The sequence below is a fragment of the Enterococcus sp. DIV0176 genome, from assembly GCF_050528535.1.
GTDB lineage: Bacteria > Bacillota > Bacilli > Lactobacillales > Enterococcaceae > Enterococcus_B > Enterococcus_B thailandicus.
In genome coordinates this window covers 734454-761254 of the sequence record NZ_CP172879.1, presented here as the reverse complement: position 1 = coordinate 761254, position 26801 = coordinate 734454, and the positions used below count along the sequence as shown (strand labels likewise).

Below are 26801 nucleotides of genomic sequence, written 5' to 3'. Positions count from 1 at the left end.
ATTTATTGAGTTGGTTACATAGCCCCTCCCCTTGATTCTATGCTAAAATAGGAAAGCATGAATATGTTTTAAAGGAGCGCTTATGAAAAAAATCTTAGTTGTTGATGATGAACCTTCCATCGTCACTTTATTAACCTTTAACCTAGAAAAAGAAGGCTATCAAGTTACCAGTGCAACGGATGGACGCGAGGGATTAGAACTTGCTTTAGATCAAGCCTTTGATTTTATTATTTTAGATGTGATGCTTCCTTCAATGGATGGCATGGAAATTACACAGAAGCTTCGCCAAGAAAAAAATGATACACCCATTTTGATGCTAACCGCTAAAGATGATCAGATTGATCGAATTTTAGGCTTAGAAATTGGTGCCGATGATTACCTAATTAAACCATTTAGCCCACGCGAAGTATTAGCTCGAATGAAAGCCATCTTTCGTCGAATGGAACCTCGAAGCAAGCCTACTGAGGAAGAAGAGCCAGAATATTTAACAGTTGGTCAAATCATCGCTAACTTAACTAATTTTCAAGTCACTGTTGACGGTCGTTTGATTGAACTGACTCCCAAAGAATTTGAATTGTTAGTTTACTTTATGAAACGAAAAGATCGCGTAATTGATCGAGACACCTTGCTCGAACGTATCTGGAATTTTGATTTTGCTGGTCAAAGTCGAATCGTCGATGTTCATGTCAGTCACCTGAGAGAAAAGATCGAACGTGATCCAAAACATCCTAAATATTTAGTAACTGTCCGTGGATTTGGGTACAAATTTCAGGAGCCTCGACTATGAAAAATTGGAAAATTTTCTCAAGACGTATCCTATTCTTGGTCGTTTTCCTAACAGTTTTTATTGGTAGTTGGCAACTGATTTCAAATTATTTTCAACAGCAAATTATTGAACAACAAGAAGAATACTTGACCAAGAAAGCACAACTATTAACGCGACAACTTACTTGGGCAAATCCTGACTCAATGGAAAACAAAGAAACCTTGACAGAATTTGTTCATCAATCTTCTGAACGAATCACGCTACTAGATGCTAATGGCAATGTTTTGTATGATACCAGTGATGATGACCTGACAGGTAGCCGTAACACTCGTCCCGAAATCAAAGCTGTCCTTGACGGTGGGCGATTGGGAAGTTCCTTACGTCAAAGTGTGACTTTAAATGAACAGCTTCTCTATGTCGCTTTACCGATTAAAGAAAATGGTCAATTAAAAGCCATGATCCGAATTGCCGAGCCAACAAGCGGATTTTTACCACGCACAGAAAATTTTCGTCGTTGGGTATTCTTGTTCTTTCTTCTTTTCTTTTGCATCCTTTCAGGAATGATCGCCTATTTTGCTTATCAGCGAAATGAACCTTTGCATACCGTACTACCTGTGTTGAAAAAAATGGTCAACGACCCCGAAGAAACAGAAGTCATTATGCAAACTTCAGATCAATGGGAAGAACTTTATCAAACAATCAACGCACTAAGCGAACAAATGAGTAATATGTATCGTGCTTACGCAACCACTGAAGAACAGTTGTACACGTTGCTGAACGAATTAATGATTGGCGTCTTTCTAATTGATTCCGAATCGCATTTACGTTTACTAAATCCTAAAATGCAGATGCATCTTGGGGTTACGACTTATCTGACCTCGCAACCTTATGCTGAGGTCATTCAAGAACCTCAGCTAATCCATTTGATTCATCAGGTTTCTGCTACGAATCCGTTAGTTCAGCAAGAAATCAAATTAAGTGAAGGCAATCAAACGTTGGACATCAGTTTACGTTACTTTATCAATGCAGATGGAACTGGACAAATTCTTGGCGTAGCTTATGATTTAACCAAAGTTCGTCGGCTCGAAAAAGTCCAGAAAGATTTTGTTGGAAATGTTTCTCATGAATTAAAAACGCCGGTTACTTCATTGATGGGCTTCACGGAAACACTTCTTGATGGTGCCAAAGATGATCCAGAAACATTAACTACTTTTTTAGAAATCATGCAAAAAGATGCTCGTCGTTTAGATCAGTTGATTCGCGAAATCATTCAGTTATCTAAAGATGGTGAAAATTTATATGAATCACAAACGATTTATCTAGAATCTTACTTTGAACAAATTATTCAAAGCTACCAACCCTTTATCAAACAGAAAAAATTAAGTGTTAAACTGCTGGGGAATAATGGCGCATTTACCATTCAGTCAGAAATTTTATACCCAATTATCAAAAACTTGATTGAAAATGCCATCCAATATTCAAAAGAAGGTGGCCAAATTATTATTCGTTATCGTGTAGATGATCACTTATGGTTTTCTGTCCAAGATTTTGGAATTGGGATTGATCAAGAAGACCAGGAACGAATTTTTGAACGTTTTTATCGCGTTGATAAAGCACGCAGCCGACACTCTGGAGGAACAGGTTTAGGTCTAGCAATCGTCAAAGACTATGTCAAATTATTACACGGCACGATTACTGTGGAAAGTCATCCCGGTGTGGGCTCCACTTTCGAAGTTACTTTATGAAGTGACTAACATGAAAAAAACAGCGACGAGAATCGATACGATTTTCGCCGCTGCTTTTTTTCATATTCTTATTTGATTTCTCCGTTAACATCACGTTCAACTTTCATTGATGTGATTGGTAGATAACCTAGATCTTTAACTGGTCCTTCTTGGACATCTTCACTTGTCATGTAATCCAAAAATTTTTGAACAGCTGCGTCTGGTTTTCCTTTTGTATACATATGCTCATATGCCCAGATTTTCCAGCTATTGTCTGCCACATTTTTTTCCTCTGGTTTCACATCATCCACGCTCAAAGCTTGAGTTGTTTCATCCAAGTAAGAAAAGGCAAGATAACTGATTGCTCCTGGTGTTTGTGCAACGATTTGGCGAACCGTTCCTGACGAATCCTGCTCTTGTGATTGCACAGGTGTTTCGTCATTCAATCCCCATTTTTCAAAAGTAGCACGAGTTCCACTACCATTTGCACGGTTAATCACTGTGACTTTTTGATCTTTTCCGCCAAGTTCTTTCCAGTTTGTGATTTTTCCTGTAAATAAATCAATCAATTCCTGTTGAGAAACATTTGTGACGCCAGTATCTTTATTGACGATTGGTGCCATTCCGACAACAGCCACTTTATGGTCAACCAATTTAGTTGCGTCGATTCCATCTTTTTCTTCTGCAAAAACATCTGAGTTTCCAATTGTCACGGCGCCGTCTGACACTTGGCTTAGCCCTGTGCCACTTCCGCCACCTTGAACAGAAATTTGATAATTTGAGTTTTCTTGGGTAAAGCTATCTTGTGCAGCATCAACTAATGGCTGCAATGCAGTTGAACCAACTGCTACAATTTTTACTTGTTCTGAACCTGCTTTATCTGATTGCGCAGTTGAGTCGGTACTTGTACCTGACGAACCACAACCTGCTAATAGGAAACCAATGATGCCTAAAGAATACCATAATTTTTTCATTCAAATACTCCTCTCTTAGTTACAAGTAAAGTGTAACAAGCTACTGTAAAGCTCAGATATGGATGTTGTAAACAATTCGTGAACTTCTGTAAATTTCCTGTAAAGTTCAAAGTATAAAATAAACTAAAAATAATTATGTTTATTATTTTACAAACAAAACGATAAAATGTTAATATAAACGCAAACAAGGAGGTTTTTATATGGAAACTGAATTACTTTATGAACAACAAGATTATCTAAATGGCTGGACAATTGAACATGAAACTTATCAGTGCCTTTATTGTGACGTAACTTTTCAATTTGAAAAAATTTATCCAGATTTGACTACGCCTAGCGCACTTCAAACCGCAAAAGGAGCGATCACACAACATCTTCGATTGGCACATGGTGGCCCCTTGCATGCCCTACTTCAATTATCTAGAGAATCGTTAGGGTTATCCGAAAGTCAATACGAAATCATCCAACTGTTTGAAAAAAATTTAAGCGACCCTGTAATCGCTCAGCGCCTAGGAATCTCCCCATCAACGGTAAGAAATCATCGATTCAAATTAAAAGAAAAAGAGCGCCAAGCCAAACGACTGACTGCTCTTATGAAGCTTTTACCAGCAAGTGGTCAAACATTCATTTCACCTCACACAGGTGCGCGAATGCTAGATGAACGATACAACATCACGCCCGCTGAACAGGAAAAAATCTTACAAACTTATTTAGATGATAATGACTTTATTCAAACTTTTCCAAGTAAAGAAAAAAGAAAAATCATTCTCTTAAATTATTTAACACAAAAATTTGATCCGAAAAAAAATTATTCCGAGCGTGCAATCAATGATATTTTGAAACAACACGTCGAAGATTTCGTTTCGACTCGCCGCTACTTAATTGAATATGGATTTATGCAACGTACAACTGATGGAAAAACATATTGGCTAAATCAATAAAACTTATCCTTTGTTGTCACCAACGTTAAAAGAGATGTGAGCAAATGTACGCCCAAAAACTTAGACTTTTTGGGTTCACTACAAAGCTCACATCTCTTTTTTAATTGCCTTTTAAACTTTATTTATACTGTTATTTGATCAAAAGAAAGCCAATTTTTAGAACAGTTTTCAATACTTTTTTAAATAGAAGAAACTATTTCTGGCGGTCTTGTCTTCTCAGTTCAACGAACAAATACATGATTACTGAAACAATAAATGACGCAGCCGCCAAATAAAATAATGGACGGATTGTCAAAAAATACATAGCGGAATAGTCGGATAAGTCTTTCAAGCCACTTTGACTAAGTCCTGTTGGCCCAATAATCATTCTTGGTAATAATGCAAACATCGACGTAAAAATCAACATACAAGAAAAGTAAATCAGCTTCCAATTATAATTATTAATCAGAGACCTTGGTATCAACAAACTAACACTCACTAGCAAATAAAAAATAGTTAATGTTGGAAAATTACGTGCTACTAAAAATCCGCTTCCCTGAATCAAACCTAACACCTCGGCTCCTTGAACGATTGCATTCACCCAAGTAAACGGAAGCAAAAGAAGTGGAAAAAACCAAAAAAATAAATAACTACGTCTACCCATGATTTTCTGTCTCATTTACTTCCTCCCCAAAATAAAAATTTCTTGCCTATCACTATACAATGTTCTCTCTAAAAAAATTAGGGGGAAAAACTTTTTTTTTAGAGATAAGGGAATGAGAGTTTATTCATTTAACCTACAAATTGTGTGATAAGGTTTGCTTAATGTTTTTTTTCTTTTTAAAATATAACTATACTAAAGGTTTTTAAACAAGTATAAGGAGGTTTTTAGTTATGTTAACAAAATACCTGTCAAAAATTTTTTTGCTGCTGTTCCTGATTCCATACTTGTATCTTGTGTTATTGCTTGATTTTCATTATCACTCGGTTTCCGGCTTCATTTTTCTGATCTTTCTCGCGATCCTTGGTGGATTTCTGATGAGGATCAAAGGACAAATGCGACTGCTACTTGTTGGAAATATCATTTCCACTATTGTTTCTTACATATATTCTTTAAAATTTTCTGACTGGCAACTTTTCTATCAACCTTTTGAACCGACACAGCTTGTACTTATTTTCGGGCTTCTTTATTTAGTTCCTCAAGCATTTGGCGCTTTTTGGGCAACTCTCTTTACATATTCGAAACAAAGTCGTAACCAGAAAATTTCACTTTCGACAATTAGAAAGAATTCACAAAAATAGTCTTTCATCTTCACCCTTTTTAATCCGCAAAAAAACAAGAGAGCTGCAACTAATTAGTTGCGACTCTCTTATTTTTTATCCTTCATGAATATAAATTTTCTTGATTAGCAATTTATCAAAAACAGGAGAATTTGCTTCTTGTTCCCCAATAATTTCTGCAATAACGGATTGGTCCTGTTGTCTTTTTCGTAATTGATAACTGATTTTTCCAGTTTCATTTAGTTCATCCAACATGGCAACGACACCGCCAAATCCTGTTTTCTTCGTGATAAAGCCAAGTGAAACCATTCGTTCATCTAAATTTTTTGCTACGATTGGCATTCCTGTGATGAGTACTTTTTGAAGTGTTTCTACCAACTCTTCCATTCCGGCTACCGTTGATGTCACAGGTGGTTCATTGGTTGTTGCTGCAGTTGTTTCAAATGATGGTTTTACCTCGGCAATCATCTCTGACATTTGCTGTTTGTTTGCTACTTTTTGTTCGCGTAGGTCATCTAATTCTTGAACTAATGCTTCATATTGTTCTTGAGTCAGCATAACACCTGCCACTTTTTCTCGGTTAAAAATATATACACCAGTCCCGGCTTCTCTTGCTTGAGCAAATACATCCATGGGGGATCGTTTGACTTCTGTAATTGAAGATGTTGGGACCTCTAATTTCTTTAATTCCAACGAAGTTCCCTCCTTTTTTATCAAGGTTATTATAGCATAGCACAGTAAATTTTGGTTTTATTCATCGAAGATTCTATAATTTTAGCGAAATCCATTCGTCAAGATCCTTTAACAGTTGTTCCACGCCAAGAGAAGAATGGTAAAAATAAGTTTTCTGTTCTTTAGAATAAGCTAACGGTGAAAAATGATCGGTAATAATCAAATCTGCATAATGTGGTGGTTTACTTCTCGTACACACATGAATAGACGTCCGTTTACGATGACGAAGCGCGGTATCCAAAATTCTAGCTAACCGTCTTGCTTCTTCATGGTCAAAACGAAAGAGTAAAACAATTTTTACAGAGGGTGGATGCACTTCTAAGTATCCGCGTTCTTGCATTGTTTTTAATAAATTTAGGCCCCAACTAACAGATGGATGCGTCAAGGCTTGTTGAATTGCTAATCGAAATTGATGAAGTTTTTCTTTTGCATTAGGAAAAGTATTCAATGTTTGTTGATACTCCTGAACTTCTTCGTCCGATAAACGTTCCTGGATTCCAATTGAATAACGCAACCACTCTTGATAAAGAACTTGCGTGATTCTTTGCTTGTTGAACGTTTCAAAATCACTATTTAACCAAAAAAATGAATCTAATTTTTCGGTAACAATTGTCAGCTTTCGATAGTCTTTCGTTTGTTCTAGTCGTTCCCAACGCTTTTTGGTAATCACATTACAACTTAATCTCACAATACACAGATAGTTTTTTTCTTTTACGGATAGCTTTTGTTCTTCTCGAAAAAGTAGTTCTGGAAACAATTCAAAAAACATCGTTTGGTTATCTCCTAAAATTTCCACTGAAGACAATCGTTTTCGTTGCTTTAACAAACGAATAAAAATTTCCGAAAAAGATTCTTCTCCATCATCAACAAAAAAATGTGGAAAATCTTTCAAAAAACTAAAGAGTAAGTAACGAACTTTCCTCTCTGAACCAAAAATCTGTCCTTTTTTATAAGAGAAAGAAAGGTGATACTCTCCCAACCATTTTCGCAAACGTTCTTGTGTTGGTCGATCATAATTTTCTTGATACTTTTCTTCCAAAATTAAATCTTTCAACAATCGAAATGATGCAGAATGAATCAAAAAATCAAATAGCAGATAAGGTTCACTGTATCCTAAACTATAAATCAGCCGTACCGACTTTTTCTGGTAAATCAGTTGTACAGGAAAATCAATTACCTCTAAACGCCTTAAATGTCGATCAATTGTCTTGACATCGACACCTAATTTTTCTGCAAGATCTGCTTTTTTCCAAGTCAGATCTTTCATTTGATTCATCAGCAAAAATAAATTTTGTGAATTTTTTGATAACAATTTTTGCCATTTCATATGTTTTGGTCCAGCCAAGCTACGATCCTCTACTTCTCTGTATGCTTTTTTCGCAGGGATATCACAAAATTTTGTGGAAAATCATTTTTTGGCTAAAACAGTTGCCTCCTTTTTTGCACACATCATTAGATCACTGAGAAGAGAAACCTGTCGTAATAAACTACGCAAAAAGCTTCAACAATTTTTTATTTTCTATTTATTTCATTAAAAACTCATTTATTTTTTAATTTAGATCGATAAAACATACTATTTTAAGCAAAACTGCTTTGCTTGTAGGAATGTACGGCTTCCTTTACAATGAAAGAAACAAGTTTTTTATGAGAAGGTGATGTGAAAAATGAATAAAAATAACGAAAATACAATACATGAAGTAAAAGAAAAAGTCGATCATTTAATAGCCGAGGTTCAAAAAGTCATCGTGGGAAAACAACAAATCATCGAATTAATGCTCGTTGCTCTGTTTTCTGGTGGACATCTTTTATTTGAAGATGTTCCTGGTGTCGGAAAAACATTACTTGTAAAAGCTTTGGCTAAAACAATACAAGGTGAGTTTAGTCGCGTTCAATTTACGCCAGACCTTTTACCGGGGGATATTTTGGGTTTTTCTTTTTATAATACAAAAACAAAGGAGTTCGAATTCCGTCCTGGACCGATTTTCACTACTATTTTATTAGCAGATGAAATTAATCGAACAACTCCACGAACTCAAGCAGCATTACTCGAAGCCATGGCAGAAAAACATATTACTATTGATAATCAAACTTATCCTTTAGATAATCATTTTTTCGTTTTAGCAACGCAAAACTCAATTGAATATGAAGGAACTTATCCGTTACCAGAAGCACAGCTTGATCGATTTTTATTCCGTTTACACATTGGTTATCCTTCTTTTGAAGAAGAACTGTCTTTATTATTGGAAACACAAGAACAGTCTTTAGCGACATTAAAAGTCATTTTCACCAAAGAGACCCTCACTTCTATCAAGCAAATTGTCTCAACAACGTATCTTGACCCTTCAGTCGCACGATACGCGCTAGAATTAGTCACTGCTACACGCAATCATCCAGCAATTAAATTGGGTATCAGTCCACGTGGTAGTTTAGCCTTTATTCAAGCGGCTAAATCCCACGCAGTCATCAAGGGGCGGACATATGTTGCACCAATAGATTTTCAAGTTCTCTTGCCATTTGTTTTTAAACATCGTCTATTATTTCATGATCGTTCGTTGACCGATGAAGAAATCGAGTTACTCTTAACAGAAATGCTCAAACAAATCCCAATTCCGGTAAAATAGTTATGAAAAAGTACTGGAATTACCTCATTAATAGCAGTATTTTTTTAATATATTTTTTATTTTTACTCTTCACGCTTTTATTTAATCAACAATTTGGCTGGTTTTTAGTCATTCTCTTTACCTTATACATTACTTTCAGTTGGCTTTCCTTAAGCAGACGACTATCAAAAATCGAGCTGGTTCTCACCGTTCCTACACTTGTTTATCGAGACAATTCAATAACAGTCAATGTTCGCATTGCTAAGTCACAAGTCCCAACACTTTTTTTACCACGCCTAACATTACATTTTCCAGAAGAATTTATACCAGAAGCACAGACTTTTTTGATGATTTCAAAAAAAGAACAACAACAATCAGTCATTTGGACGCCACAACAAAGAGGAATTTTTGAAACAATTTCAGTCCAATTCATCGCTTATGATTATTTAGGTTTATTTCGAAAAAGTAAAACAAAACAGATAATATTCACCCCCCTAGTCTTACCAAATAACACATTACCTGAAGCACAAAAATTAGCGCGCTTTTTGACACGTAAACAACAAAAAAACAACTTCTTACCTTCTCAAAATCTTGCTGGGATTCGAGAGCATCGTCAAGGCGATTCGTTAAAACAAATTGATTGGAAGCGTTCCGCTTACTATCAACAATGGCTTTCTCGTGAGTATGAGCCTGCTGTTCAACAAACTGACTTAATCTGTTTCTTTTGGGGAACGGCAACAAATTTTGAAAAAATGCTTGATTTATATTTTTCCTTTTTAGCTTCTTATGACCAGAAAACTTATCCAAATCAACTGATTTTTGCTAAACAGAAGTACCAAGGTACACAACCTTCTCCTGCTTTCTTTGCGCAGTTACGTGCTTTAGATGATTACCTACAACAACCAGACCTTAGTGTCCGTGATTTCAAGGAGATACTTCTGTTTGTTCCAGAACTCTCTCTAGCAGTCCATGAACAACTTTCAACTTGGAGAAAGCAAGCCATCAACGTTATCGTCATTTATTTTGAAAATAATCAACTATTTATACAAGATGGGAGTCAACGAAAGTTTCCATTAAAAAAACTTAGTTAGGAGGTGCTCAAGTTGAATCTTTCGGCGAAAAAATGGTGGCGGAGCTTTTACGCCTTCTTTCTATTAAGTGCAGGCGCTCCAACTTTTTTAACTGCGAATGATCTCACCACAAGTTTACCGTTGATTGCTACTATTGGTATCTTCTGTCTGATTATCCGACTGATTTCTTCTAAAATTATTCGAGTAGTTTTAGCTTTTTTTGCTATCTTGGTTAGCTTGTTTGTTTATTTTCCTCCAGCAACAGTCAGAAGTAATTGGTTTTTTGAGCTGACAAGCCAAATCCAATCCGAATTTAACGAATTAGTCACCAATCAGTTCCATTACTTTCCTGAATTGCCAGCATTCATTCTCATGTTATGTCTTGTTTATTTATTAGCTACTCTAACCATTGATTATGACTTATGGGCGCTTCCCTTTCTAGCACTGGTGCTTTATTTCATGATGTTAAGTATTTTCCGCGAATTTGATTTGTTAACTGAGTGTATTTTTATTGTTATCATTTTATTCAGTTATCTTTTCATTCGTCAGTTATCATTACTTCCAAAAAAGAGTAACCGATGGCTCTTCGTCTTCTTTGCTACGGTTATTTTGCTTGGCTCGCTGAGCATTAGTGCTTGGATTCCTACACGATTACCTGAAGTTACACAAATAATTGAAGCAAAGAGCGCTCCTGTCAGAGAATTCTTCAACAAACAAGGACTGTATGCCAGAATTCGTACATTTCAAGAAGCAGGACGTTCAAGAACTGGATTCAGTGAAAATGATGAAACTCTTGGGGGACCAATCTACGATCAAACGGACATCGTTTTTACGGCAGTTCAAGAATCTGGTCATTATTATAAAATCCAGAATAAAGGAGTCTATACTGGTACTGGTTGGACAGAAAATAGTCGAGATTCTTTTAAAATAAACGAGTTGCCACACCAATTACTCAATTATCCAGAAACAATCGTTGCTGAACCAACTACCCTTCAGTTGACAACAGAAGAACAGACTTTTCTTCCCTACTCTTATGGAAATTCTAGTCTTACGGCATTTCCATTAATGCAGGATAGTGCGTTATTTTTCTTACCAGATACTCAACGTTTTGTCTTAGATAAATCATCATCATTCACAGCGACATTCACTATTGCCAATCTTTCTTATACTTATGAGATGTTAGTCGATAGTGTTTTAACTGGTGCAGATCAAGCAGAACATCAAACAGAGCTTCAGCTACCAGAAAATTTACCAAAACGAATAACTTCTCTTGCTGAAGAAATAACAACTACCAAAACAACCTTACTCGATCAAGTTCTTGCAATCCAAGATTACTTGAAAAGTAGTGGCGAATTCCGTTATTCAAAAGTCGATACACCACACACACCTGCAAATCATGACTATGTCGATCACTTTTTATTTGATTCTAAAGTTGGTTATTGTGATAATTTTTCTTCGGCTATGGTAGTTTTACTGCGTACACTTGGTATCCCTGCACGCTGGACAAAAGGTTTTACTATGGGTTATCAAACAGGTAGCCACAGTAATGGGCTCAAGGAATACAGTATTTTAAATAGCAATGCTCACTCTTGGCCAGAAGTTTATTTTCCTGGCTTTGGCTGGTTACCTTTTGAACCCACACCAGCATTTGCAAACCCAGCAACTGCACAAAGTGAGCAGGAAACGACTCCCACAGCCGTTCCAGAAAGTCAGTCACAATCGTCAGCAGCCGAAACGACAGCAGTTTCCTCAACAACTGGTTCAGAGGCAATAACTTCAACAGAAGATAACCCTATTTTTTCTGATACAACAATCGCAGATAGGTCTTTATGGAAATTCGTCGTTTTCTTTCTATTCATATTTTTGCTCGTCCCATTACTCATTCCTTCCTTTCGTCAAAAAGTTCGTTGGCACATTTTTTATTACCAAGTGGCTTTTTTCGCTTCGGATAGTCAAAGAACCTATCAACAATTGCTAGCACATGTAGAAAAGCTATTTCCAAGACAACGTGCAGAAAGCTTACAGGACTACAGTTATCGTGTCGAAAAGGCGATTTCAATGTACCAACATTTAATCAAGCTAACCAAAAACTATGAAGAAACTATTTATGGACAAAATCAAGCGATGCATTTTGATAAAGAAACTTATCTGACTATTATTAAAACAATCAGTAAATCACTTCATTTCTTTTCTAAACGAAACTAAATTTTCATGCTACTAAAAGACAAGTGGCTTTCACTTGTTTTAGAAATTAGAAAGAGACTGGAACTTGATGAGTCCCAGCCTCTTTTTTATCTGATGTAATGGTCGAACTTTTCATTACGCAACTTGTTTATCGTAGCGTTCCACATTTTGTTTGATTGCGCCAATCATTTTCGCATCGTTGATTCCTGTCACGGTTTGGATCAGTTCCTCGATATTTTTTGTTTGCTTCATTTCATAAAGTTCGCAACTTTGTTCATCGTTTGGATCATAATAGTTAAAAATAATACCCATCGTCGCAGTCAAATGTGGTGAAACAATATCTCTTTCTTTTAATTCCAAGATTGGTCGAGTAAAGCGTTCTTGATTTCCTAATTTTCGTAAAGGTGTCCGCGCAACACGACTAATTGCATCGGAAATATATTTGTTTTGGAAACGTTGAATAATTTTTTCAATGTATTGCTCATGCTGCTTTTCATCAAAGCCCCACTTCGCAATCAACAGATTTCCTGTTTCATGCAACACAGATTTTAGTTGTGCGACAACTAACGCATCTTGCATTGCCTCATCAATCGTTTGATAGCCTAGCAAAGCACCCGTGTAAGCAGCTGTTGCATGTCCAGTGTTTACGCTGAATAGCTTGCGTTCAATATAAGGTTCTAACTCGGCTACATAAAGGACACCTTCCAATTCGATTGCTGTGTTTTTTCGTTCGTGATCTGCAATCACCCATTCTTTAAAAGGTTCAACTTGAACAAACAGCGGATCCTCATGTTTTTGTAACGGAACGATTCGGTCAACTGCTGCATTGGGGAAACCAATATACTTATCTAAAAAATCAACTTGTGATAAATGTTTACGAACTTCTTTTTCTAAAAATGCTGAACCACCAATCATATTTTCGCAAGCAATGATATCTAAAGGTGTTGTATTCTGTACTTTTTCTCGTTGCTCAATCCCTTTAGCAATCAATTCTGCGATAAAAGGCAAAATGTTGGGTCCAATCGCAGTTGTCACTAAGTCTGCTTCGCCAATCGCAGCAATTACGGCTTGAGGATTTTCTTGATTATTGATTCCAGAAACATGTTGGACTTCAATTCGTTTCTTTGACTCATCCGCAAGTTCGATAACATATCCGTTTCTTTCATTCAACGCATCAATGATTTCACGATTGACATCCACAAAAGTAATGTCAAAATCATTTTCTGCTAACACTTCACCGATAAATCCACGTCCGATATTTCCTGCTCCAAAATGTACTGCTTTCATCTTTCTCTCTCCTTATGCAATCGCTAAATTTTCACAAACCTCTTCTTTACTTAATGCATCTGCTAACTGAACAACGTTGTCAACATCACTACAATATAAGGCTATTTGTTGAACTAACGCTAAATGTTCTTCTCCGACACCTGCGATGCCGAATAACACAGTCGCAATTTTTTCCTCATTTTCTGTTCCAAAATTGACTCCCTCGGGTACTTGTACTACACAGATACCAGATTTCTTAACATATTTTTTTGCTGAATCTGTCCCATGAGGAATAGCAATAAAGTTTCCCATATAGACAGATAACATCTCATCACGTTGAATCATTGAGTCGATGTATGCTTCATCCACGCAGCCCGCCTCAACTAACTTTTCTCCGCAATAACGAATCGCTTCTTCTTTAGAAGCAAATGCTTGGTTTAATTCGATCATACTAAAATCTAGTGCTTTCATCGTTTTCTCCTTTTTTAAGCAGATTTTTTAAGCTGTTGCGCAATGGTTTCGTAATGTTTGATTTGAACCATGCTTTCAACTGGTAAGTGAAGAGCATTAGGTGCAAGCTCTTGAATTTCTTTCGTCAAATGTTCTTTAGCAAGTACCAATGAATGTTCATCATCAGCTAATTCATCAATCTTGATTTTTTTTAATGGAATTTGAATATCATTTTTTTGAAGCACTTCCTTTAAGACATTGATTCCCATCGTTGCCGATCCTGCTCGTTGGTCGTGGACAATCACGATTTTTTGGATTTTACTCATGTCTTGTGGTCCGATTTCGATTGATGGTTCGTCCATTAGTTCCCTAGTTTCGGTTGTTTCTTTTTGGCTTAATTGTTGGATTACCTCGTCATATCTCGGTGAATTCAAGAAGTTTTCAACTGCAACAAACTGTGCATGTGGTGCTTTTTGTTTTGCTCGTTCTTGCAATTCAACTTGGGTAATGATTAGCGTCCCTTCTTCATCTACTAACTGACTAATCGCTTGATTTGTCACGGCTTGTGGCAGACCAGCTTTCTGAACCATTTTTCTTAAAATTGAAGCTCCCATTGCACTTGAACCCATACCTGCATCACAGGCAAAAATAATTTTTTTAGTTGATGAAAATGCCTCTGGACGAATAGTCAAGCCTTTAGCAGTTTGTTTGGCTTGTTTCATTTCTTGAACCGATTGCTCAAAACTTTCTGATTCTTCTCGAGCATCTGCCTTTAAAATAACTACAGATATTGCAAATGAAACGATGGTTGCAACTCCAATACCTAATAACACTGGTAGATAAGAACTAAGTGGTGCCATTGCTAAAATAGCAACAATTGATCCGGGTGAAGCTGGCGCGCGTAGTCCTGCATCTAATAATTGGAAAATGAAACTTCCTGAAATTCCGCCTGCAATTACCGACAAGAACAAAAGCGGTTTCATCATGACGTATGGAAAATAGATTTCATGGATTCCACCTAAGAAGTGGATAATGATTGCACCGGGTGCAGAAGATTTTGCTGCGCCTTTGCCAAAGAAAGTAAAAGCTAATAACACACCTAAGCCAGGGCCAGGATTGGCTTCTAATAAGAACAAAATTGATTTGCCTGCTGTTGCGACTTGCTCTGTTCCAAGTGGTGTTAAAATGCCATGATTGATTGCATTATTCAAAAATAAAATTTTCGCTGGTTCGATAAAAATATTCGTAAGTGGAATTAAGTGCGCGTTTAAAATAACTTCTACACCTTGGGCCATCGCTTGTGTCAAGCCATCCACAACTGGACCAATCCCGGTAAAACCAACTAGAGCTAAACCAAAACCAATCAATCCTGCTGAAAAATTATTAACTAACATTTCAAATCCTGATTTAATTCGTGATTGAAATACCTGATCGAATTTTTTTATTGCATAACCGCCCAAAGGCCCCATAATCATCGCGCCAAGCATCATTGGAATATCTGTCCCCACGATGACGCCCATCGTTGCGATGGCTCCGACAACTGAGCCTCGATCACCTGCGATTACTTTTCCACCAGTGTAACCAATCAATAGCGGGATCAAGTAAGTCAGCATTGGACCAACCATTGTCGCAAATTGTTCATTCGGTAAATAGCCATCTGGAATAAATAAAGCTGTTAGGACACCCCATGCTATTAGTGCTCCAATGTTGGGCATCACCATACTAGACAAGGTACTTCCTAATTTTTGAACACGTGCTTTCAGTGAGACTTTTTCTTTGGTATTCATCGTCTGCTCCATTTTTTTAGCTCCTTTTCTTCTTTATGGCTTAATTGTATCCGCTTACTAAATACATAAATAGTCGTACTTTGGCACAAAGGTTTGTGCCAAAACATGGAGAGTATAAAAAAAAAGAGCACGACGATTGTCGTACTCTTTTTTCAAAATAAACGGTGTTCCAGAAGTAACTTCTTCCAAATAAGCTCAAATTACTTAAAAATTTGAGAAGCAATTTCTGGTAATTTTTTTATTTATTGGAGTTGAACACTTCTTTCACAGCCTTCTCCTCGGTGTTCCCAAAACAACTCCTCCATATAGCTTGCGTCATTTCAAAAGATGAAAAACTATTTTTGAGTGCCTACTCGCTATCTTGTCAGAGCTAAGCGTTTTGCGCCACAACCTTCGCCTCGGTGTTCCCCAAGCAACTTCTCGAAATAATTCATAACTGTCCAAAAACATGAAAAGCTATTTTTGTCAGTTGCTCATTATTTTTTCGAAGCTGAACGCTTGGCACCACAACCTTCTTTTACAGTTCACTAATATTCATTCATTTTAACTATAAATTTTCACTCAAACTTAGTGGTGTTTTTTTCCAAAATTGCTTGCACTTCTGACACAGTTTTCGCATCGCTTAACGCAATCACTTGTTCAATTTCCGCACAAAAAAATGCCAGTTCTTGTAACATTGGTAATTGCTGTTCCTTTTTGAAGGTAACCGCAAATAGAATTGTGGCAATTTTTGGCTCTTCTTTAGTTCCAAAGTTAACCCCGTCAGGCACTTGGATAAGTGAGATGCCTTCTTTAACTACCAGTTCTTCGTTGCCATGAGGTAGGGCAACAAAGTTACCAATATAAACGCTCATCAATTCTTGACGTTCGATCATTGATTCAGTGTACCCCGCTTTTACCCAGCCTTGGTTAGTTAACCATGCCCCAATATTTGTCAGCGCATCTTGCCAATCACTGAAAGTTTGATTCAATTGAATTCTTTCTGTGGCTAATTCCATTTTTGTCTCCTCTCCGTTTCTTTTTTCATTCCTTTACTTTTTCATCTCATCAATCAAAATTTTTGCCAACAATTGATAGACGATTGCTTGATTACCTGACTGAAAAATTTCTAAGTTCAAGTCATTCATAATCATTGCTGCACTGATTTTTCCTAGTAAGCGGCTATCTGTTTCCTCAATTGGTGAGGGAGCGAGCATTAGCATCATTCGTTCAAGCGTGATCGATTGCTTGTCCATTCCTTCAATTGTGATTGGTTGCTTCAACTCGAAGATACAAAAAACTGGAGCTGCCACTGCTGAACTAGATGTGTGAAACAAGCCCATAGTTGTTTTAGGAATCCCAATTGGTGATTGTTGATACCGTCGCATTAATTTTTCTTGGACGTCTTTTTCATCTGTAAGTAAATTCGTTGGTAAAAAAGAAAGAACCTGCTTTATAATCTCACTTAGTTTGTCTTCATTACTGATTTCTTGAATAAAAAAGCGAGAAAGTAACTGATTGATTTTTTCCATCACAGCTAAAGTTTGTTCGTATTGATCTGCTAAAATTGGCTCAGATGTAGTCGTTTTTTCTGCTGGCAAAGGATGAGCGCTTCTCACTTTTTGAAAAGCTTGTTTCAAACGTTTGATTTCATCTTCTAACAATAAGGGTGACACCAACAAATAATTTCCTGTGTATCCCGGTAAAACGGAAGTCGAAATGACCACATCATATGTTTTTTTAAGATTTACTTTTTTGATATCTGCAATCCGATAAAATTCCAGTTGACTAATCGAAGGAAAATACCGTTTCAAGCGCATTTCTAGCATACTAGTTGAGGCCAAACCACTTGGAGAAAAAGCGGCAATACGGATCGAACTTTCTTTTGGACTACGTTCAAGTGAACTAGCAAAATGTAAAACCATATAGGCAATTTCTTCATTGGATAACTGTTTTTCTTGAAAGACTTGATTAACTGCGGATCGAATGGCGGTAGTCAGTTCCTCGTATTGAACCATGATTTTTTCAAGAATCGGATTCGTCAACGTTTCTTCTTGCAAAATCGCTCGAGAAAATACCCCAGACAAATGTGTTAGTAACATTTTATAAAGACTTTCATCTTCATAAAAACGTACATCTGTTTCTTCGCTAACTAATGTAATCAGCTGTTTTACTAGATAAGCAAGCTGTGTATCAAAATGTTCATCAAAGAAATCTTTATCAAATGAATTAGAAAAATCATTCAACAAACTTGCAAAAAAGACAATTTCATTCACTGGATAAAGTTGTTGGCTTTCTTTTCCGATAATAGCAAAAAGTCGCTTGGCGATTTGTAAAAACTCTTTATTGGCTAAACCTAAATATGTTTCATTCGTCAAAAACTGATTTTTTTTCACCCGATCCATCGTCAGCGTCAATATCAAAATCAGATGCGCTAATTTGCGGTCACTCAGCTCATTTTTTTTGCCAATCAGCTCTTCACTAATCATCTTTCTCACTAAAAAAAAATTTTCTAACTGAATAAATTGAAAAAAATAATTTGAACTTTTTTGTTCTTTCATCAGATGAAACAATTCATATTCATTAATTTCCAATTCCAACACATTCGCCGCCAATAAACGTCGATATTTTTCTGGGCCAACGATTTCATATCCTTGGTTACGAACAATTTTTAAAGGCAAGTGTTCGATACTTGCTTCAAGTTGCTTGATATCTGCATAAAATGTTGTATTACTGACTAAATAAGTTTCCAAAAAATGTGCTAAACTCAACGGCTGTGCTGTCAATAAAATCGCTAATAAAATCGCATGTTGTCGCTCCAATGTCGAAAGCTCTTCGCCACCTTCATCATTGATTTCTGCTAATAGTTTCGACTTGGTTTCAGTTGTCGCATCAATCAAGAACGAACCACGTGTTACTTTTTTTAATTGCGCATCAACTGCTTTCAACGATAAAGCTAACTGATCTAGCTCACGATAAACTGTTCGCTTGCTAACTTTTAAGACCGTCATCATTCGATCTACGGACACTGGTGTGGAACTGTGTAACAACTCACTAATCAATTGTTTTTCCCTTGTGGACAAGTACATGCTCAACTCCTCCTTTCATCCATTGTTCATAGGTTGTTGTTAAAACGAAATGTTCAACTAAAACAATCTTGGAGAGTTCTGCTAACTGGGGATACTTGTGGAAGAAAGCAGTTGTAGCAACATAAATGGTTTCTTTTTCGCCTACTAACTGTTCAATTGGTAGCTTGCTAATGGAAAGTGAGCGTCCCTGTTTCTTCGCTAATTGTGCTAGGATCGTCATGCCCATCGTTTGTGAGCCTCGAATATTTTCAGCGTATAAAAACACGACCTTTTCAGTTTCGTTTCTGTCCATTTCTATGGCAATTTCTGCGGATTTCTCCATGTGAGTAGTTGTTAAAAGAAAGCTTTTAATCTTTGGTAAAGAATTCTCTACTTCCAAAAAGTGATCCAAGGAGAGAATTTGGCTATTTGGTGCTTGCTGTTGTGCGAGCACTGTCAGTTCACTTTGAACAATAATTAGTTGATCTGGTTGATCTTTGACTTGATAAATCGAAGCATAATCAACGCTTGCAGGTAAGTTTGCGACTTGTAGTTGTTTCTTTAATAGCGCAGCACCCATCGCACTTGAGCCCATTCCCGAATCACAAGCAAAGATAATTTTTTTATTTTTCGCTAGTTGCATTTCTTCACGTTCCTCATCATTTGACTTTTCTTGTTCAACATTCACTGCTTCTTTCCTTAGTAAAAACAATGCACAACTAAACGTCACTAGAATACTCACTAAAATGCCAAAGCTAACGGCTAAAAGCTGATTTGTCGGCGTATTCGTCAAAATAACGATTAATGAGCCCGGTGAGACTGGCGCACTTAACCCTACATGCAATAACTGAAACAGAAAGGTTCCGCTAGCACCGCCCAAAATGACTGCCAATACAAGTTTTGGTTTGATTAATACAAAAGGGAAATAAATTTCATGGATACCACCAATAGCTTGGATCATTAGCGCACTCCCTGCATTGGTTTTGGTTTCTCTTCTTCCCTGAAAAAGAATCGCAAGCAACACACCAATCCCAGGCCCCGGATTCGCCTCCATCAAGAATAAAATCGATGAGTTTTCTTGTTGAGTAAATTCAATGCCAAGTGGTGTCAAAATTCCATGATTGATAATATTATTAAAAAACAATACTTTGAGTGGTTCCAACAAGACATGAGCTAACGTAAGCATTTTCATTTCCGTCAACCAAAGAATAGCTTGTGAAATCATTTGGCTAACCGAAGAAATGAGAGGCGTAATCACAATCATTCCCAGCAGACAACATACACCACCGATGATTCCTACAAGTAAATTATGAATCAACATCTCGTATCCAATCGTAAACTGTTCTTTAACTTTATTTTCAAAAAAATCATACACTTTTCCTGCTAACGTTCCCATAATCATGGCTCCCACAATTTGTGGCGCAGTTGAACCAACAATGATTCCTAGCGTAGCAATTGCGCCAACAATTGCTCCACGTTGATTTCCAGTAATTTTCCCACCTAGATAACCAATCAAAATCGGTAATAACAAATGAAGCATCCACTCGCTCACTTCATTCAGCCTCTGGGCTAATTCTCCAGAAAAATAAGGCGTTAGAAAAGAAAGAAATCCCCAAGCAATAAAAATACTTAGGTTTGGCATAATCAATTGGCTCAATTTATGTCCAAGTTTTCGTAGTCCCAAGCTTTTGGTCGTTATGTTTTCTACCAAGTGATTTTCCTCCCCACTTCCTTACACTTCAAGATGATCATCTGAAGAGTCACTATTAAAGTATAACAAAGAACCCAAAGCGTCCACAAAATTTTTATGTAGTTCACATCTAATCTATTCTTTTTTAGAAAACTTCTTGACATATAGTTAGGTACCGAACTATAATCGAAACAAGAAAATGATTCGGTACCTAACTAATTATTTTTGTATGAATGGAGGTTCTACAAATGAGTGAACTTTTACAAAAGTCGAAAAAGAAAATCCACGAAAGCCAAACACTTTCATTAAAAGAAATTGAAAAAGTAAAAATCGAGCTTGAAGCCAAAGCACGATTATTTCAAACAAGCTTTGGATTAATCAAAAAAGGAGTGATGGCCTAAGCTCATCACCCCTTGGTTTTATCTAACTTATTTGATTTTCAAAGTCAACGCGTTCAAAGCAACTACGACTGTGCTGAGTGACATCAAGACAGCACCAACAGCTGGGCTTAATAAAATACCAATTGGCGCTAAAATCCCGGCAGCCAAAGGAATTGCGATAATATTGTAGCCTGCTCCCCACCAAAGGTTTTGAATCATTTTTCTTCTTGTTTGTTTTGCTAAATCTAAGAAATGCAAAATATCATTGGGATTACTATTGGTTAAAACGACATCTGCTGAATCAATTGCCACATCTGTTCCGGCACCAATTGCCATACCGATTGTTGCACGAGCTAGACTTGGTGCATCATTGATCCCGTCACCAACCATAATGACTTTTTTACCTTGTTGCAAATAATTTTGCACGATTTTCTCTTTATCATCAGGCAACAATCCCGCATAAAAATCATCGATTCCTAAATAATGTGCTACTGCTTGAGCAGCACTTTCATTATCACCGGTCAACATGACTGGTGTGATTTTGCGATCTTTCAATGTTTGGATAAATTGTTTTGCTTCTGGTTTCACGACATCACCTAGTGCAATCATTGCCACCAATTGGTCTGCTAAAAGTAAAAAGCTAATCGTATTTCCTTGTTCTTGATAGCTATGGAGTAACTCTGGTTTTACAACGAAGCCAAGTCGTTTGATTTCTTTTTCATTCACGATTTTGACTTCCTGATTGTTCACCGTGCCAGCTAAGCCAACACCTGCTAAATTTTTCAAATTTTCAGCTTTAGCGGGTGTAATTTTTTGCTCTTGCAGATAGCTCATGATCCCGATTGCTAATGGATGGTTGGCATTTGCTTCTAGCGCACCAATCATTTCAAGTGCTTCCTGTTTCGTTACAGAATCAGTTAGCATTTCAACACCTGTGACCGTAAATTTTCCTTGCGTCAAGGTTCCGGTTTTATCTAACATGATGACATCCAAATCAGTGGCTTGTTCTAAAGCATTGCGATTTTTCAACAGCAAGCCGTTTTTTGCAGCAATTGATGTTGAACGAGCTACAACTAAAGGAATTGCCAAACCTAGTGCGTGGGGACACGCAATAATAAAGACCGTCACCATTCGTTCTAACGCGGTAGGTAAATCGGCTACAACTAGCCAAATAATAAATGCTAAGATCCCTGCAATCAACGCAACGTAAAACAACCACTTAGCAACCTTGTCTGATAAAGACTCTAATTTTGATTTTTCACTTTGTGCTTTACGAACCATTTCCATTACTTTCGCAAGGTATCCATTTTCACCTGTACCCGTAACTTTGATTTCAATCGTACCTTCACCATTGACTGATCCGCCAATTACGCGATCATCAACTTGTTTTTTGACTCCTTTTGATTCACCCGTAACAGCTGATTCATCGACAATCGTACTTCCTTTGATGATGATGCCATCTGTCGGCATTTTATCTCCTGAGCGTACGACTAGATGATCACCTTCATGAACTTCTTTCAAAGAAATTGTTTCTTCCGTCCCATCTTCCTTGATTCGCTTAACTGATTCAGGCAATAACTCTGCTAGCTTTTGCAACGCATTACTTGCATTTGAAACAGCATTCATCTCAATCCAATGGCCCAGTAACATAATGACGATTAAAGTAGCTAATTCCCAGAAAAAGTCCATCACATGTGCATGTGGGTTAACTAAATTCGCGATAAAAGAGTACAAACTATAAATATATGCAACAGAAATCCCCATTGCAATCAAGGTCATCATTGCCGGACTCTTTTGCTCCAATTCCATTTTGGCACCACTTAAAAATGGTTGACCACCATAAACAAAGAGAATCGTAGCTAAAACAAGGACAACCCATTCAGAACCAGGAAAGCTGATTTGAAAAGGCAGTTCCAAGCCCATCATTGGTGACAAAAGAATGATTGGAATAGCTAAAACAAGGGACAACCAAAATTTCTGCTTAAAATTCCCCATATGCATGGAGTGATCCATCCCACCCATATCGTGGTCATGCATATGTCCATGCATTGAATGATCCATTCCGCTCATATCATGTTCGTGATTCATTCCTTCATGCTTCGAGTGATCTATCCCACCCATATCATGGTCATGCATATGTCCATGCATTGAATGATCCATCCCACTCATGTCATGCTCGTGATTCATTCCTTCATGCTTCGAGTGATCCATTCCACTCATGTCATGCTGATGCTTTTGCTTGTCCATTTCTTGCTTTTCATGAGCCTCCTGACTCGCTGAATGCTGCTCATCGTGAGACATCTGATCCTGCATCATTTTTTCATGATCGTGTTTCGACAATTCATTCTGTTTTTCTGATTCTTTCATCTCGATCCCTTCTTCACTTCAATTATTTTTTCATTTTTCGATTCAAACTCAATGAATTAAGTAGCACACTGACTGAACTAAATGCCATCGCGCCACCAGCGATAATCGGATTCAACAAACCAAACGCAGCAAATGGAATCCCAATTGTATTGTAAACAAAAGCCCAAAAAAGATTTTGTTTGATTTTCTTCAACGTAGCACGAGATAGGTCAATCGTTTGCTCAACAGCCATTAAATTGCTATTCATCAAAGTAACATCAGCTGTTTCCATGGCAATATCCGTTCCACTTCCCATCGCTAAACCAACATCAGCTAAAGCAAGGGCTGGGGCATCATTGATTCCATCACCAACCATGCCGACTTTCTGACCCGTTTGTTGTAATCGTTGAACATAAGCGGCTTTCTCATCTGGCAGTACTTCCGCAAAAATATGATCTGAATCAAGACCTACTTGTTTACCAATCACATTAGCAGCAAGTTTGTTGTCACCCGTCACCATGTACACTTCGATTTTTTGTGCTTGAAGTTTTGCAATTGCTTGTTTTGCTTCTGGTTTTACTGCATCAGCTACTGCAATCAATCCTAAAACTTGCTTCTCATCAGCCAAATACATGACTGTTTTTCCTTCTCGTTCTAAGTGTAGCGCTTGTTCTTCCAATGACGCAACTGATAGGCTTAATTGAGCTAAGCGTTTTTTTGTCCCAGCAAAATATTCTTGCTGATTGATTCTCCCACTGATTCCGACGCCCGGATGTGCAGTAAATTCACTCACTTCATAAGGAGCAATCCCGTTTTTTTTGCTATAATCATTGATTGCTTTTGCTAAAGGATGCTCGGAAGCTTGTTCCAAACTATGAAAGAGTTTAACAACTTCTGTTGAACCAATCACATCAGTTACTTGAGGTGCTCCTTGTGTAATCGTTCCTGTTTTATCTAATAAAATACTCGTAAGTCCCGCCGCTTCTTCTAACGCTTCGCCGCCTTTAATCAAAATACCATTTCGTGCGCCGACACCTGTTCCAACCATAATTGCTGTTGGTGTTGCCAATCCTAAGGCACAAGGACAAGCAATCACTAAAACGGATACGCTGTGAATCAAAGCCAATTGCCAATCACCTGTAAGCCATCCAGTTAAAACCAACGTAAAGAAAGCAACAACTAAGACTACAGGTACAAAAATACCAGAAATACGGTCAGCAATTTGTTGAATTGGTGCCTTACTTCCTTGGGCATCTTCTACCATTTGGATGATTTGAGCTAACACGGTTTGACTACCGACTTGGGAAACTTGAATTTGTACTAGACCAGTCGTATTCACTGTTCCTCCAAAAACGGCGTCACCAAGATGTTTTTCCACCGGCAAACTTTCCCCTGTCAACATGCTTTCATCCATCGCACTACTTCCGTAAATGATTTTCCCATCTGTCGGAATTTGCTCACCAGGGCGAATCACTAAACAATCTCCCACTGTAACGTCTTCGATCGCAATCGTTTCTTCGACACCATCAACTAATTTCTGAGCTGTCTTCATCTGTAGCGACATCAATTGCTTGATAGCATCGCCTGTCTTGCTTTTGGCTGTATGCTCTAAATATTTTCCTAATAAAATCAAGGTGATGATCATACTGCTACTTTCAAAATACAAATCATTGGTTGTACTTGAAAAAAATCCGTTATAAATGCTTAATAGAAAAGCAGCAGTCGTTCCAAGAGCGACCAAAACATCCATGTTTGGTGCCTTGGTTTTCAGTGCATGATATGCACCTTGGTAAAAACGTGCACCCACGTAAAACTGGACGGGAAACGCCAGAAGCAGTTGGACCATTGGTTGATGGAAAAATTGAACAAGTACGCCATGATTTCCTAACATCATGGCAATCATTGATGCCATTAATGGAAAAGTTAAGAGTGCGCTTAAAAATAAATCTCGTTTCATTTTTCGTAAGTACGCTTTTTTTTCTTCAGCAATTTTTTGTTTGTGTTCTTCGTCATATAAAATTGCGCCGTACCCAATTTTTTCGACACTTTGAATCAATGCCTCAGAAGAAGTCTCAGCATATTTGACACTTGCTTTTTCCGTTGCTAAATTGACCGTTGCCGAAATCACTCCTGGTTGTTCTTTTAATTCTTTTTCCACTCGTGCAGAGCAATTTGCACAAGTCATACCAGTAATCACCAAGGTAGTCATTTGTGGTGTTTCAGTCATTCAATCACCTCTGCAGGATATCCTAGTGCTGTAATTTTTTCTTTGATTTGGTCTGATTGAATTTGACTTTCGTCGAATTTGACCATGCCCTTCGCTTTTTTCAGATTTACTTTTACCTTTTGAACACCTGGTAATGTTTGAAGTGTTTCTTCAACCTTTGCTACACAATGGCTACAGCTCATACCTTGAATTGAAAATTGTTGTTTCATCCTAAATTCCTCCTTATGATTTACACGTACATTGTCCGGGGATACAATTGCAAGCAATTGTTGCCACTGGTTCTTTTTGTTGCAACTGTTCCATAATTTTATCGATATCTGCTTGTGTCAAAGTGGCTTCTTCCACTAGGTCAGCAATCGTCTCACCAACTTTTTTTGCACAAATATGTGAAAATAAATTTTCTGTTGCGCTACGAACCGTTTCCATTTCAGAAACTGCCGGATGATAAATAAATTTTTTCCCCTCTTGCTGCGTCCACACAACTTCTTTTTTCACTAGTCGTCCCAGTAACGTTTTGACAGTAGCAGCTTTCCAGTCCATTGAATCCGCTAAAATTTGAGTGATCTCTTGCGCAGTCGTTTGGTTCAATGTCCAAATCACTCGCATTACTTCCCACTCAGAATCACTAATTTTAACAGGCATTTTCGTTTTTACCATTGCTTTCACCCCTCTTCGTTTACACTTGTAATCTTTAAAGACAAGCTTAGTTTACAACTGTAAACAAAAACTGTCAACTCTCTTTACTTCTTTTTTGCTCGATTAATTTTTGAAAGAAAATTTTTTGATCTCTTTTGCTTTTTAGAATGATTACTTGTAGTTCATTGGGTTGCTCCTGCAAAATTTGTTCTAGTCTCACTGCTTGGTTGTTGGGAAATCGCCAAATGTAGAGTAGAAAATCTAAGTATTCTCGATCAAATTTTTCCTGAAATGTTTTTGGCATATCTGGTCTAGAATCTGGATTATTTTTTCGTTTGATTGAACGAGAAATTACTCGAAACAAGGACAGTAGACGTGGTACTTTTAAGAGGATAAGTATGTCCGCATGTTGGAACCGTAAGTCACTTGTTCCTAAATAATTGCCATCCACGATCCAGTTTTCATTTGTGCGGATAAACTTTTCTTGCTCTGCCTGAAACCAAATTTGAGCTTCTTCGCTATAGTCTGTTTGATGCCACAAAAAATCCAGTGGCAATAAACTGGCTCCTGTTACTTGTTGAAGTTTCCGAGCAAATGTTGACTTCCCTGAACCAGAATTGCCCATGATCAAATAATTCATTGATAAATCCTCCCTCTCTATTTTCTTGATTTCATTCCTACTTATGAATATGTATAGTTTTTACGATACACAAAAAAATAGGAT

23 protein-coding genes are annotated in these 26801 nt (G+C 37.3%); 8 read left to right on the top strand and 15 right to left on the bottom strand.

The features are described from left to right. The first annotated feature begins 82 nt into the window (after window positions 1-82). Together IGJ66_RS03670 and IGJ66_RS03665 are read left to right on the top strand one after the other, a co-directional pair. Window positions 83-787 carry a response regulator transcription factor gene (locus IGJ66_RS03670; RefSeq protein ID WP_430616833.1) on the top strand — a complete coding sequence of 235 codons (705 nt, stop codon included), beginning with the start codon at window positions 83-85 and terminating at the stop codon, window positions 785-787. Further along, window positions 784-2511, top strand: a complete 1728-nt coding sequence (locus tag IGJ66_RS03665; RefSeq protein ID WP_067483976.1) for a sensor histidine kinase — start codon at window positions 784-786, stop codon at window positions 2509-2511. The genes IGJ66_RS03670 and IGJ66_RS03665 overlap by 4 nt, the downstream gene beginning before the upstream one ends. A 68-nt stretch (window positions 2512-2579) precedes the next feature. Here the strand turns inward: IGJ66_RS03665 and IGJ66_RS03660 are convergent, their stop codons facing one another. Continuing rightward, window positions 2580-3464, bottom strand: a complete 885-nt coding sequence (locus IGJ66_RS03660; protein ID WP_071869133.1) for a phosphate ABC transporter substrate-binding protein PstS family protein — start codon at window positions 3462-3464, stop codon at window positions 2580-2582. Window positions 3465-3664: 200 nt separating this feature from the next. Between IGJ66_RS03660 and IGJ66_RS03655 the strand changes: the two genes are divergently transcribed. Then, window positions 3665-4402 carry a DUF2087 domain-containing protein gene (locus tag IGJ66_RS03655; protein ID WP_430616832.1) on the top strand — a complete coding sequence of 246 codons (738 nt, stop codon included), beginning with the start codon at window positions 3665-3667 and terminating at the stop codon, window positions 4400-4402. 193 nt (window positions 4403-4595) lie between these two features. On the opposite strand, the gene IGJ66_RS03650 is transcribed toward IGJ66_RS03655, so the two are convergent. Beyond that, window positions 4596-5060 carry a hypothetical protein gene (locus IGJ66_RS03650; protein ID WP_067483970.1) on the bottom strand — a complete coding sequence of 155 codons (465 nt, stop codon included), beginning with the start codon at window positions 5058-5060 and terminating at the stop codon, window positions 4596-4598. 215 nt (window positions 5061-5275) lie between these two features. Here IGJ66_RS03650 and IGJ66_RS03645 point away from each other — a divergent pair, with 215 nt between their 5' ends. Next, on the top strand, window positions 5276-5683 hold the full coding sequence (locus IGJ66_RS03645) for a hypothetical protein (protein ID WP_071869135.1): 408 nt from the start codon (window positions 5276-5278) through the stop codon (window positions 5681-5683). A gap of 75 nt (window positions 5684-5758) precedes the next feature. Here IGJ66_RS03645 and IGJ66_RS03640 read toward each other — a convergent pair whose 3' ends face one another. Next, entirely contained in the window at window positions 5759-6355 is a 597-nt protein-coding gene (locus IGJ66_RS03640) for a prevent-host-death protein (RefSeq protein WP_095803478.1), read from the bottom strand. Window positions 6356-6428: 73 nt separating this feature from the next. Then, entirely contained in the window at window positions 6429-7721 is a 1293-nt protein-coding gene (locus IGJ66_RS03635; protein ID WP_071869155.1) for a hypothetical protein, read from the bottom strand. A 337-nt stretch (window positions 7722-8058) separates the two neighbouring features. Between IGJ66_RS03635 and IGJ66_RS03630 the strand changes: the two genes are divergently transcribed. From IGJ66_RS03630 to IGJ66_RS03620, 3 genes are read left to right on the top strand one after another with little or no spacing between them, the layout of a single operon-like run. Beyond that, a complete protein-coding gene (locus tag IGJ66_RS03630) occupies window positions 8059-9015 on the top strand; it encodes an AAA family ATPase (RefSeq protein WP_219854422.1) in 957 nt (318 codons plus the stop codon). A gap of 2 nt (window positions 9016-9017) precedes the next feature. Continuing rightward, a complete protein-coding gene (locus IGJ66_RS03625; protein WP_430616831.1) occupies window positions 9018-10085 on the top strand; it encodes a DUF58 domain-containing protein in 1068 nt (355 codons plus the stop codon). A 12-nt stretch (window positions 10086-10097) separates the two neighbouring features. Then, on the top strand, window positions 10098-12269 hold the full coding sequence (locus IGJ66_RS03620) for a transglutaminase-like domain-containing protein (RefSeq protein ID WP_430616830.1): 2172 nt from the start codon (window positions 10098-10100) through the stop codon (window positions 12267-12269). 114 nt (window positions 12270-12383) lie between these two features. Here IGJ66_RS03620 and IGJ66_RS03615 read toward each other — a convergent pair whose 3' ends face one another. From IGJ66_RS03615 to IGJ66_RS03590, 6 genes are all read right to left on the bottom strand, one after another. Next, entirely contained in the window at window positions 12384-13535 is a 1152-nt protein-coding gene (locus IGJ66_RS03615; protein WP_430616829.1) for a mannitol-1-phosphate 5-dehydrogenase, read from the bottom strand. Between the two features lie 12 nt (window positions 13536-13547). Then, window positions 13548-13985, bottom strand: coding sequence for a PTS sugar transporter subunit IIA (locus IGJ66_RS03610; RefSeq protein ID WP_067483960.1), 438 nt, complete (start codon window positions 13983-13985; stop codon window positions 13548-13550). 14 nt (window positions 13986-13999) lie between these two features. Next, window positions 14000-15763: a PTS mannitol transporter subunit IICBA gene (locus IGJ66_RS03605; protein ID WP_430616828.1), complete on the bottom strand. Its 1764-nt coding sequence runs from the start codon at window positions 15761-15763 to the stop codon at window positions 14000-14002. Between the two features lie 545 nt (window positions 15764-16308). Continuing rightward, window positions 16309-16749, bottom strand: coding sequence for a PTS sugar transporter subunit IIA (locus tag IGJ66_RS03600; RefSeq protein ID WP_067483957.1), 441 nt, complete (start codon window positions 16747-16749; stop codon window positions 16309-16311). Between the two features lie 33 nt (window positions 16750-16782). Then, window positions 16783-18819 (bottom strand): BglG family transcription antiterminator, encoded by a 2037-nt coding sequence (locus IGJ66_RS03595; protein ID WP_067483955.1) that lies wholly within the window; start codon window positions 18817-18819, stop codon window positions 16783-16785. Beyond that, the gene (locus IGJ66_RS03590) at window positions 18785-20440 is read right to left on the bottom strand and encodes a PTS transporter subunit EIIC (protein WP_082904095.1); all 1656 of its coding nucleotides are present in this window, start codon (window positions 20438-20440) and stop codon (window positions 18785-18787) included. Before IGJ66_RS03590 ends, IGJ66_RS03595 begins: the two co-directional genes overlap by 35 nt. A 296-nt stretch (window positions 20441-20736) precedes the next feature. Here IGJ66_RS03590 and IGJ66_RS03585 point away from each other — a divergent pair, with 296 nt between their 5' ends. After that, window positions 20737-20889 carry a hypothetical protein gene (locus tag IGJ66_RS03585; protein WP_169819337.1) on the top strand — a complete coding sequence of 51 codons (153 nt, stop codon included), beginning with the start codon at window positions 20737-20739 and terminating at the stop codon, window positions 20887-20889. 27 nt (window positions 20890-20916) lie between these two features. On the opposite strand, the gene copB is transcribed toward IGJ66_RS03585, so the two are convergent. The 5 genes from copB to IGJ66_RS03560 all read right to left on the bottom strand — a co-directional run bounded on the left by copB (window position 20917) and on the right by IGJ66_RS03560 (window position 26717). Further along, a complete protein-coding gene (gene copB / locus IGJ66_RS03580; protein ID WP_270607510.1) occupies window positions 20917-23115 on the bottom strand; it encodes a copper/silver-translocating P-type ATPase CopB in 2199 nt (732 codons plus the stop codon). Window positions 23116-23257: 142 nt separating this feature from the next. Beyond that, window positions 23258-25441, bottom strand: a complete 2184-nt coding sequence (locus IGJ66_RS03575) for a heavy metal translocating P-type ATPase (RefSeq protein WP_430616827.1) — start codon at window positions 25439-25441, stop codon at window positions 23258-23260. After that, on the bottom strand, window positions 25438-25650 hold the full coding sequence (gene copZ / locus IGJ66_RS03570; protein WP_430616826.1) for a copper chaperone CopZ: 213 nt from the start codon (window positions 25648-25650) through the stop codon (window positions 25438-25440). Before copZ ends, IGJ66_RS03575 begins: the two co-directional genes overlap by 4 nt. Window positions 25651-25663: 13 nt before the next feature. Beyond that, entirely contained in the window at window positions 25664-26098 is a 435-nt protein-coding gene (locus IGJ66_RS03565) for a CopY/TcrY family copper transport repressor (RefSeq protein WP_067483945.1), read from the bottom strand. 73 nt (window positions 26099-26171) lie between these two features. Next, window positions 26172-26717, bottom strand: coding sequence for a topology modulation protein (locus IGJ66_RS03560; RefSeq protein WP_071869142.1), 546 nt, complete (start codon window positions 26715-26717; stop codon window positions 26172-26174). Between the last annotated feature and the right edge of the window lie 84 nt (window positions 26718-26801).